The 15,128-nt window shown below is 73.9% G+C and carries 13 protein-coding genes; 3 read left to right on the plus strand and 10 right to left on the minus strand.

Annotated features, from left to right (window positions below):
• The 10 genes from ON36_RS22830 to ON36_RS22875 form a co-directional block, all read right to left on the minus strand.
• Complete coding sequence (locus ON36_RS22830; RefSeq protein ID WP_043657329.1) at positions 1-573, minus strand: TetR/AcrR family transcriptional regulator; 573 nt, start codon at positions 571-573, stop codon at positions 1-3.
• Entirely contained in the window at positions 570-1,808 is a 1,239-nt protein-coding gene (locus ON36_RS22835) for a cytochrome P450 (protein WP_043657331.1), read from the minus strand. Before ON36_RS22835 ends, ON36_RS22830 begins: the two co-directional genes overlap by 4 nt.
• A gap of 84 nt (positions 1,809-1,892) precedes the next feature.
• Positions 1,893-2,849 (minus strand): Ppx/GppA phosphatase family protein, encoded by a 957-nt coding sequence (locus tag ON36_RS22840; RefSeq protein ID WP_043657333.1) that lies wholly within the window; start codon positions 2,847-2,849, stop codon positions 1,893-1,895.
• Between the two features lie 106 nt (positions 2,850-2,955).
• A complete protein-coding gene (locus ON36_RS22845) occupies positions 2,956-3,477 on the minus strand; it encodes a DUF501 domain-containing protein (protein WP_043657335.1) in 522 nt (173 codons plus the stop codon).
• Positions 3,474-4,112: an FtsB family cell division protein gene (locus ON36_RS22850; RefSeq protein WP_043657339.1), complete on the minus strand. Its 639-nt coding sequence runs from the start codon at positions 4,110-4,112 to the stop codon at positions 3,474-3,476. The genes ON36_RS22845 and ON36_RS22850 overlap by 4 nt, the downstream gene beginning before the upstream one ends.
• A 49-nt stretch (positions 4,113-4,161) precedes the next feature.
• Positions 4,162-5,448, minus strand: coding sequence for a phosphopyruvate hydratase (gene eno / locus ON36_RS22855; protein ID WP_043657342.1), 1,287 nt, complete (start codon positions 5,446-5,448; stop codon positions 4,162-4,164).
• Positions 5,449-5,564: 116 nt separating this feature from the next.
• Positions 5,565-6,290 (minus strand): lytic transglycosylase domain-containing protein, encoded by a 726-nt coding sequence (locus ON36_RS22860; RefSeq protein ID WP_043657344.1) that lies wholly within the window; start codon positions 6,288-6,290, stop codon positions 5,565-5,567.
• A gap of 9 nt (positions 6,291-6,299) precedes the next feature.
• Positions 6,300-8,891 (minus strand): ABC transporter ATP-binding protein/permease, encoded by a 2,592-nt coding sequence (locus ON36_RS34985; RefSeq protein WP_083885322.1) that lies wholly within the window; start codon positions 8,889-8,891, stop codon positions 6,300-6,302.
• Positions 8,888-9,826 (minus strand): ABC transporter permease, encoded by a 939-nt coding sequence (locus tag ON36_RS22870; RefSeq protein WP_043657347.1) that lies wholly within the window; start codon positions 9,824-9,826, stop codon positions 8,888-8,890. The genes ON36_RS34985 and ON36_RS22870 overlap by 4 nt, the downstream gene beginning before the upstream one ends.
• Positions 9,823-11,334: an ABC transporter substrate-binding protein gene (locus ON36_RS22875; protein ID WP_043657350.1), complete on the minus strand. Its 1,512-nt coding sequence runs from the start codon at positions 11,332-11,334 to the stop codon at positions 9,823-9,825. Before ON36_RS22875 ends, ON36_RS22870 begins: the two co-directional genes overlap by 4 nt.
• A 321-nt stretch (positions 11,335-11,655) precedes the next feature.
• Here ON36_RS22875 and ON36_RS22880 point away from each other — a divergent pair, with 321 nt between their 5' ends.
• Genes ON36_RS22880 through ON36_RS22890 form a run of 3 tightly spaced genes read left to right on the plus strand, consistent with a single transcriptional unit; the run spans position 11,656 to position 15,102 of the window.
• Positions 11,656-12,783: a TauD/TfdA family dioxygenase gene (locus ON36_RS22880; protein ID WP_043657352.1), complete on the plus strand. Its 1,128-nt coding sequence runs from the start codon at positions 11,656-11,658 to the stop codon at positions 12,781-12,783.
• Complete coding sequence (locus ON36_RS22885) at positions 12,752-13,765, plus strand: ornithine cyclodeaminase (protein ID WP_052314260.1); 1,014 nt, start codon at positions 12,752-12,754, stop codon at positions 13,763-13,765. Before ON36_RS22880 ends, ON36_RS22885 begins: the two co-directional genes overlap by 32 nt.
• Complete coding sequence (locus ON36_RS22890; RefSeq protein WP_043657354.1) at positions 13,756-15,102, plus strand: alanine racemase; 1,347 nt, start codon at positions 13,756-13,758, stop codon at positions 15,100-15,102. The genes ON36_RS22885 and ON36_RS22890 overlap by 10 nt, the downstream gene beginning before the upstream one ends.
• The last annotated feature ends 26 nt before the right edge of the window (positions 15,103-15,128 follow it).

Below are 15,128 nucleotides of genomic sequence, written 5' to 3' on the forward strand. Positions count from 1 at the left end.
TCAGCGCCCCTGGCGGGCACCCGTCAGCAGGGGCGCGACGAACTCCTCCAGCATGAGCCGCTCGTCGGTCGCGTCGCGGCCGGGCGTGGTGAGCAGCGAGACGATCACGCGGGTCAGCCAGCGGGCCAGCCGCCCGCGCTCGGGGTCGCTGTGCTCGGTGTCGGCGAACATCGAGGCCGCCAGGGACTCGATGACGTCGGAGTCGCGGCTGATACTGCCCGCCGTGGCCGCGTCGCCGCGGAACCAGGCGATGAGCAGCGGGTCGGCGCGGACCTCGCGCACCGCGCCGAGCATGGCGGCGATGACGCGCTCGGCGGGATCGGCGATCCCGGCGACCTCGTCGCCGAGGCGGGCGACGATGCGGCGGGTCTCGCGGTGCACGAAGGCCACCCGCACCGCCTGGCGGTTCTCGAAGTAGCGATACAGCGTCGCGCGCGAGCACCCGGCCGCCTTGGCGATGTCGCCCATCCCGACCGCGTCGACGCCCCGCTCGGCGAACAGTTCGGCGGCCGCGTCGAGGATGCGCTCGGCGGCCAGGTCCGCGCGGCCGGCGGCCAGCCAGTCCCCGCTCACGCCGCACCCTCGGCACGGAAGGGCACGGACACGGGCCAGCGCACGTAGTTGCCCTGCGACCACCGCACCGCCGCGAGGTCGACGGTGTAGTCGGGGCACCGGGCGAGCAGTTCCTCCAGGGCGACCCGTGCCTGCATCCGGGCGGCCGCGGCGCCGAGGCAGTGGTGATGGCCGTGGCTGAAGGTGAGGATCCGCTTGGGGTTGCGGCGGACGTCGAGTTCTCCTGCGGTGGGACCGAATTCGCGGTCGTCGCGGTTGGCCGAGCCGTAGAGCAGCAGGACGCGGCGGCCGGCGGGAATGGTGGTGTCGCCGATGGTGACCTCGCGGGTAGTGGTGCGGGCGAGCCCCTGCACGGGCGAGGTCATCCGGAGGAATTCCTCGACCGAATCTCCGATGAGCGACGGGTCGTCGAGGAGCAGCCTGCGCTGGTCCGGGTGCGCGGTGAGCAGCTGGACGGCGCCGCCCAGGTTGCCGGTGGTGGTGTCGTTGCCGCCGGTGATCATGGTGAAGGCGAAGCCGAGCATGGCGATCATGCCCTCGTCGCCGTCGTCGCCGAGGCCGGAGGCGAGCAGGTGGGAAATGGTGTCGTCGCCGGGTTCGACGCGGCGCCGGGCGATCAGTTCGGTGAAGTAGCCGACCAGTTCGCCGACCGCGGTGAAGGCGTGCTGGTCGCCCGCGGCGAGTCCGGCGCCCGCGACCGCGCCGCCGACGATGTTCTCGGTCCAGGCGTCGAACCTGCCGTGGTCGGCTTCGGGGACCCCGAGATAGTGCGCGACCACCATGGTCGGCAGCGGCTTGAGCAGTTCGGCCACGATGTCGCCCTCGCCCGCGGCGCGCAGCCGCTCGATGCGCTCGACGACGAACCGCCGGACCGCGGGCTCCACCGAATTCACCTGGCGCGGCGTGAAACCGGGCGCGACCCGCCGCCGGAACCCGGTGTGCTCGGGCGGGTCCATGAACACGAACGGTTTGACCCCGCCGAACCCCGCCGCCGCCAGATCCACGTAGTCGACGGTGAGCCCGGACGCCGAGGAGAACACCTCGGGGTCGCGCGCCGCGGCCCACACGTCGGCGTGCCGGGACAGCACGTAGTAGTCGTGCTCCTCCCGTCCGTCGGGAACCACCCGGTGCACCGGGTCGTGATCCCGCAGCGCCGCGTACATGGGCCAGGGGTCACGCCAGGACTCGCCCGACCGGAGCTCGAACCCGACCGAACGAGGCAATGTGGTGCTCATGACTCGACGGTAAGACAGATATGCACTTTTGTCTAGCAGCGCGGGCCGAGAAAAACCCCGCGCGAGGGCGGGGTTCTCGGAGGGTCAGACGGCCTGCACGACCGACAGCGCGATGCCGTCGAGGATGTCGTGCTCGCTGACGACGAGTTCTTTCACGCCCGCGCGGCGCGCCAGTTCGTCGGCGAGTTCCTCGGTGATGACCGCGCCGCCGCCGATGACGTCCACCCGGCCGGGATGCATGGGGCCGAGCGCGGCCCGCTGGTCGTGATCCATGGCGATGAGCCGATCGCAGACCTGGTGCACCTGGTCGAGGGTCAGCCGCGTGAGATGCACGCGCGTGGAGTCGTATTCGGGCAGGTCGAGGGCGACGGCGGTGATGGTGGTCATGGTGCCCGCGACCCCGACCCAGGTGCGCACGCTGTCCACGGGCACGCGGTCGAAGGCCTCGTCGAGCTTCGCACGGGCGAATTCCCGTGCGGCCGCGATCTCTTCGGCGGTCGGCGGGTTGCCCGGCAGGCAGCGTTCGGTGATGCGGACGCAGCCGATGTCGGCGGAATAGGCCGCCCGCACGCCCGCGCCGTCGCCGACGACGAGTTCGGTGGAGCCGCCGCCGAGGTCGACGACCACGAACGGGCCCGCCTCGCTGGGCAGTTCGCCCACCGCGCCGGCGAACGACAGGCGCGCCTCCTCGTCGCCGGTGATGACCTCGGCGACCGCGCCGGGCACCACGCGGCCGAGCTCGGCGCGGGTCATCGCGAAGAAGTCCTCGCGATTGGCCGCGTCGCGGGTGGCCGAGGTGGCGACCATCCGCACCTTGGCGACGCCGTGGGCGCGCATCAGGTCCACGTAGTCGGCGAGGGCGGCCCGGGTGCGCTCGATCGCCTCGGGCGCGAGCCGGCCGGTCGCGTCGACGCCCTGACCGAGCCGCACGATGCGCATCTCCCGGTGCACGTCGGTCAGGACGCCGTCGGCGTCCGCCTCGGCGATCAGCAGACGGATCGAGTTCGTGCCGCAGTCCACGGCGGCGATGCGCTCACCCATGAGGTTTCCTCCAGATCTCCGACGTCACGCCGTGCACCGGGCGCTGCCCGCGATTATGCCGGGCGACGCGACGGCCGACCGCGCCGCAGGTCCGGACAGGCCGGGCCTAGCGCTCCTCGGCGGTGGACCGGGCGGCGGGCCAGTCCGCCGGGATGGCGGTCCCACGCAGCCCGGCGTCCGCGGCCAGCGCCACCGCTTCGTCGCCGAACGGATTGACCCCGGGCCCCTTGGCCAGCGAGTGCGCGATCAGCACGTGCAGGCACTTCACCCGGTCGGGCATGCCGCCGCCGCTGAAGTCGGTGCCCAGAGACTCGATCTCGTCGCGTTCGGCCAGGTAGGACTCGTGCGCGGCGCGGTAGGCGGCGGCCAGCTCGGGATCGTTCTGCAACCGCTCGGTCATCTCGCGCATGACCCCGGCCGACTCCTGGCGGCTCGCCTCGGCGGTGAGCCGCGGGTCCGTCAGGTAGTACAGGGTGGGGAACGGGGTGCCGTCGGGCAGGCGCGGCGCGGTCTTGACCACGGCGGGCAGGCCGTCGGGGGTGCGGTAGGCGACGGCGAGCACGCCGCGCGGGGCGCGGCCCAGCTGCTCGGCGATGATCTCCAGATCGTGCTCGGTCGGTGCGGTCACCTCTGTCCTTCCGGGGCGGGCGGGGGCGCGGCGGGCGGCGGACCGGGAGTGGTCGGCGACGCCTTGGCGGGCTGGGGTTCGGAGATGCTGCGCCACATGTCGGTGTACCAGGGGTCCGGCGCGGGGGCGCGGGTGCTCATCGGGGGCGGCGCGGGCTCCTCGATGCCGGGGATCTGCACGATGTAGGGGGTCTCCCCCGGCATCACCAGACGCAGCCGGTCGCGGGCCTCGGAGCGGATGAACGCCGGATCCTGTTGCTGGGCACGGCGATTGCGCAACGCGTCCAGATCGGCTTCGAGTTCCTGGCGCTGCGCGGCGAGCTGGGCGGCCTCGGCGCGCTGACTGAAGTACGTGCGGGTCGGCACGGCCAGGGTGAGCGCGAGGCCGCACAGCACGGCCGCCAGGATGACGGCCTTGCCGGTGGAGAGCCCGAGGATGGTGTGTTCGGCGCGGGGCGCGCCCCGCCGGGCCTTCGCGGGCCGCGCCGCCGTCGTGTCGGGACGGCGGCGGGTGGTGCGTTTGGCGGCGGCGGGGCGACCCGCGTCGAGCGGGGTGGTGCGTGAGCGCGTGGCCCGCGACGTGCGGCGGTCCCCTCGTCCGGCCGGACTGGTCCCGCGCGCGCGTCGCTCGGTCATCGGCGCCTCACCCCGTCATCTCTCTGCTCCTGCGGTACTGCCGTCCTGCTCAGCCTTCGAACGTGAAACGCGGGAAGGCCACGTCACCGGCGTAGCGGGCCGAGTCGCCCAGGGCGTCCTCGATACGCAGCAGCTGGTTGTACTTGGCGACCCGCTCCGAACGCGCGGGCGCGCCGGTCTTGATCTGACCCGACCCGACGGCGACCGCGAGGTCGGCGATGGTGGTGTCCTCGGTCTCGCCGGAACGGTGCGACATCATGGTCTTGTAGCCGTTGCGGTGGGCCAGCTCGACCGCGTCGAGGGTCTCGGTCAGGGTGCCGATCTGGTTGACCTTCACCAGCAGCGCGTTGGCCGCGCCCTTGGCGATGCCCTCTTCCAGACGCTCGGGGTTGGTGACGAACAGGTCGTCGCCGACGAGCTGCACCTTGTCGCCGATGGCGTCGGTGAGCGCGACCCAGCCGTCCCAGTCGTCCTCCGACAGCGGGTCCTCGATGGAGACCAGCGGGTAGGAGGCGGCGAGCTCGGCGTAGAAGCGGCCCATCTCCTCAGCGGAGCGGACGCTGCCCTCGAACTTGTAACCGCTACCGGCGGTGTAGAACTCGGTGGCGGCCACGTCCAGGGCCAGGGCCACATCGGTGCCCAGCTTGTAGCCGGCCTTCTCGATGGCGACCGAGATCAGGTCGAGGGCCTCCTTGGTGCCCGCGACGTCGGGGGCGAAGCCGCCCTCGTCGCCGAGGCCGGTGGACAGGCCCTTGCTCTTGAGCACCGACTTGAGCGAGTGGTAGACCTCCGCGCCCCAGCGCAGCGACTCGCGGAAGGTCGGGGCGCCGATCGGGGCGACCATGAACTCCTGGACGTCGACGCCGGTGTCGGCGTGGGCGCCGCCGTTGAGGATGTTCATCATCGGCACGGGCAGCACGTGGGCGTTCGGGCCGCCCAGGTAGCGGAAGAGCTCGAGGCCCGAGGACTCGGCGGCGGCGCGGGCCACGGCCAGCGAGACGCCGAGCAGGGCGTTGGCGCCGAGGCGCGACTTGTCGGGGGTACCGTCGAGGTCGAGCAGGACCTGGTCGACGGTGCGCTGCTCGACCGCGTCGAGGCCGATGATCGCCGGGGCGATCTCGTCGAGGACGCCCTCGACGGCCTTGGTGACGCCCTTGCCGTTGTAGCGGTCGCCGCCGTCACGCAGCTCGACGGCCTCGTGCTCGCCGGTGGAGGCGCCGGAGGGAACGTCGGCCCTGGTCAGGGTGCCGTCGTCGAGGGCGATCTCGACCTCGACGGTGGGGTTGCCGCGCGAATCGAGAATCTCGCGCGCTCCGACCTGTTCGATGATGGCCACGAAAACGACTCCTTACGACTGTTGGCACGGTAGGTCTGCCTGCGGATGGCCGTGCGGTGCGAGCCTATCGTCTCGCTGTTCACCGAACGAACCGGCACTCCGGGTCCGGGGTGGGTTTACGCGCGCACGCCGATGCTGTAGGCCGCCGCGCGGTCGCGCACGACGCGCATGTAACTGCGGGACTGGTTGTAGGCGTAGAGGGCCTGCTGCCAGCCGCCCGCCGAGGTGAGGTCGCCGCCGCGCGAGCACAGGTAGCGGGCGGCGGTGAGGGCGGCGTCGTCGATGTTCTGCGGGTCCGCGACCCCGTCGCCGTTGGCGTCGACGCCCCAGCGCTTCCAGGTCTCGGGGATGAACTGCAGCGGACCGACCGCGCGGTCGAAGGTGTCGTCGCCGTCGAGTCGCCCGCCGTCGGTGTCGCGGATCTCGGCGTTGCCGCGGGTGCCGTCGAGGGCGACGCCGATGATGCGCGGCCGGACGGTGCCGTCGGCGTCGACGTGGGCGCCGCGGTGGGTGCCGTGCCCGCTCTCCACGCTGCCGATCCCGGCCAGGGTGGTCCAGCCGATGCCGCACTCGGGTTCGGACCTGGCCAGCACGGCGGCGGCGTAGCCGTAGGCCTGGAGCGCGGTCGGCTCGATGCCGAGCGCGTCCGCCTGCTGCCCGGCCCAGTCGTGTAACTGGTCCGATGCCCGGCCGGGCGCGTCGACATCGATCGCGGGCAGGGGCGCGCCCGCCCCCGGCGGCATGTCACCGGGGATGGCGACCTTGGAGCCGCACCCGGCCAGCAGCGCCGCCACCGCTACCGCGGCCAGCAGACAGGCAGTCTTCGTAGACACCACAACCATGATCCAGATTCACGGCGGATAGTCCACATCGGCGGTGGTCAGGGGCGGCGCAGGGGCACCGCCGAGCTCCACCCGCCGGTGACACCAGGTGTCGACGACGGCGCTGTCGTGGCTGATGATCAGCAGGGCGGTCCCGCGTTCGGTGCGGAACCGGTCCAGCGCGCGCAGCACCACCGCGGCGGTGCCGGGGTCCAGCGCGGAGGTCGTCTCGTCGCAGATCAGGACGCGCGGGTCCGCGGCGAGGGCGCGGGCGAGGGCGACCCGCTGACGCTGCCCGCCGGAGAGTTCGTGCGGGTAGCGGCCGGCCAGCTCGGGCGCCAGATCGACGGTGGCGAGCAGCTCGGCGACCCGCGCCTCCAGCGCGGCGCGCGGCACCCGTCCGCGCCTGCGCACCGGCCGGGCCAGGGCCCGCCCGACGGTGCGCCGAGGGTTGAGCGCCCCGCGCGGATCCTGGTGCACCAGTTGCACATCGGCGGGCGCCGGGCGGTCGCCGGCCGATCCCGCCCAGGCGATCGTGCCGTCCGACGGCGGGCGCAGGCCCGCGAGCGTGCGGGCCAGGGTGGTCTTCCCGGCGCCCGACGGCCCGACCAGCGCCACGGACTCGCCCGGCGACAGGGTCAGATCGAGGCCGTCGACGAGCACCCGTCCGCCCACCGACACACCGATCCCCCGCGCGCGCAGCACGCTCGAATCCGCCGTTCCCCCGGCACGATCGGACGACCGGCCGCCGCAGCGGCCCACCGGCGCCGAATGGTCCGGCACGCTCGAATCCGGCGTCCCCTCGGCAAGATCCAACGACCGGCCGACGCCACCGCACACCGGCGCCGAATGGTCCGGCACGCTCGAATCCGGCGTCCCCCGGGCACAGTCGGACGACCGGACGCCGTGACCGCCCGCCGGCGCACGGGGCGCGCTCGCACGCACCCCCTGCGCGGCGGGATCGGACAGCCTGCCGTCCGCGCTGTCCACCGGCGCCTCGGCGTCGTCCTCGCGCCTCCTCGGCGCGTCCGCGCCGGACATCGGATCCGGCGGCGCGGCGAGGTCGACCACCGCGTGCGCGACGGCCGCTACGGTCGCCAGGTCGTGGCTGGACAGGACGACGGTGACGCCGTGCGCCTCGGCGAGGTCGGCCAGGCGGCGGGCGATGTCGGTGCGGAGTTCGCCCTGGAGGCCGGCCAGGGGTTCGTCGAGGACGAGGATGTCGGTGCGGCGCAGCAGGGCCTTGGCGAGCGCGACGCGGCGCTGCTGGCCGCCCGACAGGTGACCGCAGCGCCTGCGCAGCAGCGCCGGGTCGAGGCCGAGCGCGGTCAGGGTGTCCGCGCGGTCGGCCTCGGTCGCGCGGGGCGCCGCTTCGGCGAGGACCGCCCCGACCCGCCGCAGCGGGTTCAGCTCCGAGCCCGGGTCCTGGCCGATGTAGGTGACCCGGTCGCGGCGGAAGGCGCGCAGGGCGTCGGGGTCGAGCGCGAGGACATCGGTGCCCCGGACGGTCACGGACCCGCCGGTGCGCCGCGCGCCCGGGGGCAGGTGCCCGAGCAGGGCACGCAGCACCGTCGACTTGCCGGAGCCCGACGGCCCGGTCAGCGCGGTGACCGCGCCCGCCTTCGCCTGGAACGACAGCGGCGCGACGAGGACCGCGCCGGAATCCGCCGCCGCGGAGAAACATTCGACGCGCACGGGCACGCCGCGATCGTCCGGCGGCTCCGCCGGCGCCGGTGCGACCCGCGCCGCGTGATCCGGCGCGGGGCGAGGGCGACCCGGCCCGGACGCCACCGACCGCCGCGCGCCGGCGACGGTGTCGCGCCCGGCCACCACCAGGTTGACCCCCACCGCGATCAGCGCGATGGCGGCGCTGGGCGCCAGGACCGCCCACGGGTTGAGCAGGAGACCGGAGGCGTTGTCGCGCACCATGCTCGCCCAGTCCACCTCGCCGAGGGCGCCGGGCAGGGAGAGGAACGCCACGGTCGACACGAGGTACACGCCGACCACGAACCGCAGGCCGAGCTGTGCCGCGAAGACCGCGCGCAGGTTCGGCAGGACCTCGCGGAAGACCAGGTAGGGCAGGGATTCGCCTGCCGCGACGGCGACTTCGACGTAGCCGCCCGCCACCACCGGCGCGGCCGCGGCGGCGAAGATCCGCGCGCAGTACGGGATCCCGAAGATCCAGGAGACCACGACGAGCCCGGCCGCGCCCGCCTCGGGCCAGGCCGTCAGCACCAGCACCGTGCCGAGCACCGCGGGCACCAGGATCACCAGGTCGCCGAGGGTCTCGACCACCCGGCCGACCCGGGGCCGCAGCACCGCGACGATCCCCAGCACGGCCGAGAACACCGTCACCGTCGCCGCGACGACCGCGGCGACGAGCAGTAGGCCCCAGCCGCCGGCCAGCAATCGGCTGAGGACGTCACGGCCGAGGCGGTCGGTGCCCAGCGGCGCGTCCCCGCCGGGCCCGGCGAACGGCATGCCGACCGGTGCCTCCAGCGGGTGCGGGGCCAGCGCGGGCCCCACGCAGGCCGCCGCGACCAGCAGGGCGACGAACAGCAGGGCGACGGGGTGACGACCGGTGCGGCGCGCGAGGACGCCGATCCGCGCCGGGGGCTTCATCGCAGCTCCCGCATCGCCCAGGCCCGGGTCGCGTCCGCGATCACGAGCAGCCCCATGATCACCACCCCGGTCACCGCGACCACGGCCGCGACCAGCGAGGTGTCCCGGTCGGCCACCGAACCGGCCAGTAGCGCGCCGACTCCCGGGTAGTTGAAGAGCGTCTCGACCACCAGCGCGCCGCCGAGCAGCATGCCCACCGAGGTGGCGTACCCGGCGAGCACCGTGGGCAGCGCGAACGGGAACATGTGCCGCAGCACCACGATCCGGGGCGGCAGGCCGTCGAGCACGGCGGCCTCGACGTGCGGCAGCCGCGCCACGTCGGCCAGCGCCGAGCGCACGATCCGGGTGTTCCAGCCGATCTGGGGTATGGCCAGCGCCAGGACGGGCAGCACCAGCATCTCCGGGCCCGCGGGCCAGCCGTCGCGCCCGGTCACGGTCACCGCGGGCAGCAGGCCGGTGGCCAGCGAGAACACCAGGATGAGCAGCGTCCCGACCACGAATTCCGGTATCGCGACCCCGACCACCGTGACCGGTTGCAGCAGGCGCGCGCCCAGCGCGTCCGGTCGCACCGTCCACCACACGCCGAGCGCGAGCGAGCCGACCACGGTCAGCGCCAGGGCGATGCCGCCGAGCAGCAGCGTGGGCGGCACGGCGTCGGCCAGCAGCGCGCCGATGGGCCTGCCGCGCGCGGTGGTGCCGAAGTCGCCGGTGAGCACGCCCGAGATCCAGTGCGCGAACTGGAGGGGCAGGGCCCGGTCCAGCCCGAGTTCGTGCCGCGCGGCCGCGAGCTGCGCCTGCGTCGCGTCGCGCCCGAGCGCGGCCCGCGCCGCGTCGCCCGGCAGCAGGTCGACCGCGACGAACACCACGGCGAGCAGGGCGACGAGCAGCGCGACGCGACGCGCCGCCACCCGGATCAGCACGCCGAGCGCGGTCATGCCAGCCAGGCGCGTTCCAGCTGCACCCGCCCGAAACCGCCGAGGGTGGGCAGGCCGGACACGCCGGTGCGGGCGACGTCGACCCCGTCGGCCATCCCCCACACCAGGTAGCCGCCGCGCTCGAACTGGATGCGCTGGACCTCGCGGCAGGCCGCGGCGAGGGCGGTCTCGTCGGTCGCGGCGAGGGCGCGGGCGGTGGCGGCGTCGAACTCCGGGTCGCGGAAGGCGGTCTCGTTGCGGTTGGAGCCGGAGGTCATGAGCTTGGCGGCCAGGAACAGCACCGAGTCGTTGGTGCCCCAGGACACGGTGTAGAGCGGGGCGGTCAGCCAGGTGCGGTCGTAGAAGGCGCCCGATTCGGCCACCTGCACCTCGAGCCGCAGGCCGATCTCGCCGAGCTGGGTCGCCAGCACCCGGGCGGACTCGACCTCGCCCGCGACCTCGGCCTTGGTGACGAGGGCGTGGGTGCGACCGGTGTCGAAGTTCGCCTCGCGCAACAGCGTTCGCGCCCGGTCGACGTCGCGCGCCCGCGACAGCGCGGTGTCGTAGAGCGGGTCGGCGGTGCCGAGCACGTCGGCGGCGGTCCTGCCGAAGCCGGAGTAGACCTGGTCGACCAGGCGCTGCCGGTCCACGCCGAGCCGCACGGCCGCGCGCACCCGGGGGTCGGCGAACGGTCCGTCGGCGGTGCGCATGGCGAGGCCGACCATGGTGTCGTCGGCGCGGCGGATCACCCGCAGGTCGCCGCGTGCCGCGGCGGCGCGGCCCGCGATGGCGCCGACGTTGGAGGCCAGGTCGAGCTGACCGCCGAGCACCGCGTTGCTCAGGGCGTCGGCGCTGCCGAAGGCGGTGATCTCGATGGCGTCGAGCGGGGGCGCGCCGCCGTGCCAGCGTTCGTTGCGCACCAGCCGGGTGGTGTCGCCGCCGGCGGAGTCGAGCCGGAACGGGCCGCTGCCGACGCTCGCGGTGAAGTCGGTGGTGCCCGCGGGCACGGTGAAGGTCATCAACCGGAGCAGCAGCGGCAGTTGCGTATTGGGCTCGTCGAGGGTGAACACCACCCGGTTCGCGCCGTCGGCGGCGATGCCCGCCTCGGGCACCGGCATCTTGGACGCGCCGCCCACCGCCCGCAGCCTGCGCATCGACCAGACCACGTCCTCGGCGGTGACCGGCGCGCCGCTGTGGAAGGCGGCCCCGGGCGCGAGGGTGAAACTCCACCGCCGCTGTGCCGCATCGGCTTCCCACGCGGTGGCCAGGCGCGGGGCGACGGTCGGGTTCGCGCCGGGCACGGTGAGCGCGTCGTAGAGCAGGGACGCGGCGAGGAAGTCGCTGTCGTTGGCGAGGTTGGCGTGCGGGTCGACCTCGCGGCGGGCGGCCGCGCCGAGCGCGCCGACGCGCAGTGTGCCGCCGCGCTGTGGCCCGGACGACGGATCGCCGGTGCCCGCGCAGGCCGCGGCCAGCAGCGCGGCCGAGACGCCGATTCCCGTGTGCAGGAACCGGCGGCGTGTGAATCCCATGATCTGCCTCCCTGGAACGACATGCGCCCACCCCGACCGGGCGCAAACAGGCCAGGTGAGGCTAACCTGAATCGCACTGGCGTGGTTGAGCTTCCTCCCGACCGTCATCGAACCGCAGCCCCGCGTTCGGCGGCGGGACACGCGGCCGGACCCCGCGATACCGGCGTGATCCGGCCTCGGGTACAACACTCATGCCATAGTTGTTCGCTATTCCCGAATGTTCGATTAGGTAAGCCTTGCTTAATTGATTCGTAGGCACTAGCTTCGCACATCGAGTCACCCCACCTGCCGGATGCCGACCGATGCGAAGAAGGGACAGCGGTGAAAGGCGTTCTCTCCGAACGAAATACGCTTCACCCGCCGAATATCGAGAACCGCGAGCTCAGCGCACACGCCGGCTGGGCCGTGCGCGCCATCGCCGCGCACATTCGCGACACCTTAGGTGACCTGTGCCATACCGAGGCAGGACTGGCGCACCCCGAGGTCGTCGCCGCGGTGGCCGACTTCGCGCCCGAACTGCCCGAGTCCGCGCGCCGCGCGGTACGCCCGCCCGGCGGCACCGGCGGCGCCGTCGTCATCCGCGCGCTGCCGGTCCACGACGCGGAATTCGGTCCCACACCGCAGAATTGGCGCGCCGCCGCGGCGCTGCCGACCCGCGCCTCCCTCGAACTCGACCTGGCGATGCTGCTGCTCGCGCGCGCCGCGGGCGAGCCCTTCGGCTGGGCCGGGCAGCAGGACGGCAGGCTGGTCAACAACATCGTCCCCGCGGCCGGTCACGAACAGGAGCAGTCCGGGGCCAGCAGTTCGGTGCTGCTGAGCCCGCACACCGAGGACGCCTTCCACGCCGCCCGGGCGAACCTGCTCCTGCTGGCCTGCCTGCGAAATCCCGACGGCGTCGCCACCACGGTCTCCTCGGTCCGCGAGGTCGACCTCGACGACGCCGACCGCGCCCTGCTCCGCACCCCGACGCTGCCGATCCTGCCCGACGTCTCCTACGGCGACGGCCACGAGCGCTTCCGCCCACCGCCGCTGCCCACCCTCTGGGAATCCGAAAACGGCGGCGGCACAACGCTTCGCTACGATCCCGCCTACACCCCGCTCGACGACGCGGAGCCGCCGTTCCGCCGGGCCTACGCCCGGCTCACCGCGGAGCTCGCGCGGGTGTGCCGGGCGCCCGCCCTGGCGCCGGGCGAGATCCTGCTGGTCGACAACGACGTCGCGGTGCACGGCCGGGTCCCGTTCCGCGCCCGCTACGACGGCACCGACCGCTGGCTCAAACGCGTCAACATCCGCCTGCCCGAACGACGCAGGCATCCGGCCGAGGCGACCGAGAATGGGTACGGGCAGCGCGTGGTCGCGCCGTTCCGGACCGGCACCACCCGGCTCACCACCGGGGCAGCAGAGCGGGATACGACCGATGACGATCGAGGATCCGTTGAACAACCGTGACCGTGTGACGCCGCTGCGCGTCCTCTCGCGCAGCGATCTGGCCGAGGTGCCGATCACGCCGGGCGAGGTCGTCCGGGCCGTCGAGGAGGCCTATCTCGCCTTCGCCGCGGGCGAGTCCGACAACCCGCGCAAGCTCAGCGTCGCCCACCCCGAGGGCTGGTCGGTGTCCTACGCCATGCTCGGCCGCGACGGCCGCAGGCGGGTGGTGGCCATGAAGACCTCCTACAAGTTCGACCCGGGCCACGACCGCAGCACCAAGCGGTACTTCACCACCATCACCCTCTACGACGACACCACCGGCGCGCCCATCGCCATGATGGACTGCGCCCGGGTCGGCGCCCTGCGCACCCCGGCGGTGTCGGCGCTGCTGGTGCGCGAGACCATCCGCCGCGGCGCCGAGAGCGCGCTGCTCATCGGCACCGGCACGCAGGGCAGGCACGCGTTGCCGCACCTGCTGGCCGCCAATCCCGGGCTGCGCAAGCTCGCGGTCTACGGCACGCACGCCGAGGGGCTGGCCGCCGTGCGCGACCAGCTGGCCGTCTGGCACCCGCACGCGCTGCTCGAGGTGGTCGACGACCCGTACGAGGCGGCGGGCGGCGCCGACGTGGTACTGGCGACCGCGGGTCCCGGCACCGAGGTCGCGCTCGAATCCCGGCATCTGGCACCGGGTTCGGTGGCGGTGCTGGTCGGCTACGGGCTGGCCCCCTCGGCGCTGGTCGACGCCGACCGGGTGATCGCGACCAGCGCCGAGCAGATGGCGCTGACCGGCACCGACATGGCGGGCCCGGACGGGACCCTCCGCTCGGTGGACGCCGAACTCCCCGCGGTGCTCACCCGCCGCAAGCCCGGCCGCCGCACCGACGAGGAGAAGATCTTCGTCTACAACAGCGGCCTCGTCCTCACCGACATCGCCGTGGCGCACGCGCTGGCCGAGATCGCGATCGCCCAGGGCCGGGGCACCGAGGTGCCGCTGTGGGACTGACCGGGCCGACCGCGGCGCCGCCCCTGCCCGCGCACCGCGATCCGTGGGAGTCCCGCCTGCTCGGCGACGAGGACCTGCTCGGCGACATCGCCGCGGCGATCGGCGGCCCGTTCCACGTCCTGTACCCCGAGCGGGTCACGGCCAACATCGCCGCCTTCCGCGAGACCTTCGACCAGGCCGGCGTCACGGGCGCGATCTACTACGGCAAGAAGGCGAACAAGGCGGCCTGTGTGGCGCGCGCCTGCGCCGAGGCGGGCGCGGGCATCGACGTCGCGGGCACCGGCGAACTGGTCGCCGCGCTGGCCGCGGGCGTCCGGGGCGCCGACCTGGTCGTCACCGGGCCCGCCAAATCCGAGGACCTGCTCTGGCTGGCCGCCCGGCACGGCGCGCTGATCGCCGTGGACGCGCTCGACGAGCTGGCCCGCCTGACCGCGCTCGGCCCGCCCGCCCGCGCGCTGCTGCGCGTCCTGCCCGAGGGGCGGACGAGCCGGTTCGGGCTGGACGCCGAGGAGCTCGCCGCCGCCGTGGCCTCGATCGATCCGTCCGGCCCGATCACCCTGGAGGGCTTCAGCTTCCACCTGTCCGGCTACGCCGCCGCCCCGCGCGCCGAACTCGCCGCCGAACTCGTCGGCCGCTGCCTGGGCGCCCGCGCGCTCGGGCACCGGGCCGACACGATCAGCATCGGCGGCGGATTCGGCGTCGACTACGTCGGCGCGGCGGACTGGGCCCGCTTCGGCGACCCGGACCCGCGCTGGTTCCACGGTGACCCGCCGCGCGGCGGGTACTACCCGTACCACTTCCCGGCGCCGGGGGCCGCGATGCTGGGCGAGATACTCGGGCACCACGCCGCGCCGGGCACCGGCACGCTCGCGGACCTGGTGCGCGCCAACGGCATCCGCTTGGCGATCGAGCCCGGCCGCGCCCTGCTCGATCGCGCGGGCAGCACCGTCTTCCGCGTCCAGGGCGTGAAGACCCGCACCGCGCACGGTCATCCCTACGACATCGTCACCGTCGACGGCACCAGCCTGAGCCTGTCCGAGCAGTGGTTCGACAGCGAATACCTGCCCGACCCCGTGCTGTGGCCCGTGACGCCCGGCGAGCCGACCGCCACCGTGGTCGGGGCCGCCACCTGCCTGGAGTCCGACCTGCTCAGCCGCCGCCGCGTCCCGCTGACCCGGCGGGCGCGCGTCGGCGACCTGCTGGTCTACCCGAACACCGCCGGGTACCAGATGGACTCCAACGAATCCGCGTTCCACGAACTGCCCGTCCCGCCGAAGGTCGTCCTGCGCCCGACGCGCGACCGCCTGCGCTGGACCCTCGACGCCCCACCCCGCTGATTCCGCACCGAACCCGATGGAGGAGT

Origin of the sequence: Nocardia thailandica NBRC 100428, from assembly GCF_000308795.1 — a bacterium.
In the GTDB taxonomy this organism is placed as follows: Bacteria; Actinomycetota; Actinomycetes; order Mycobacteriales; family Mycobacteriaceae; genus Nocardia; species Nocardia thailandica.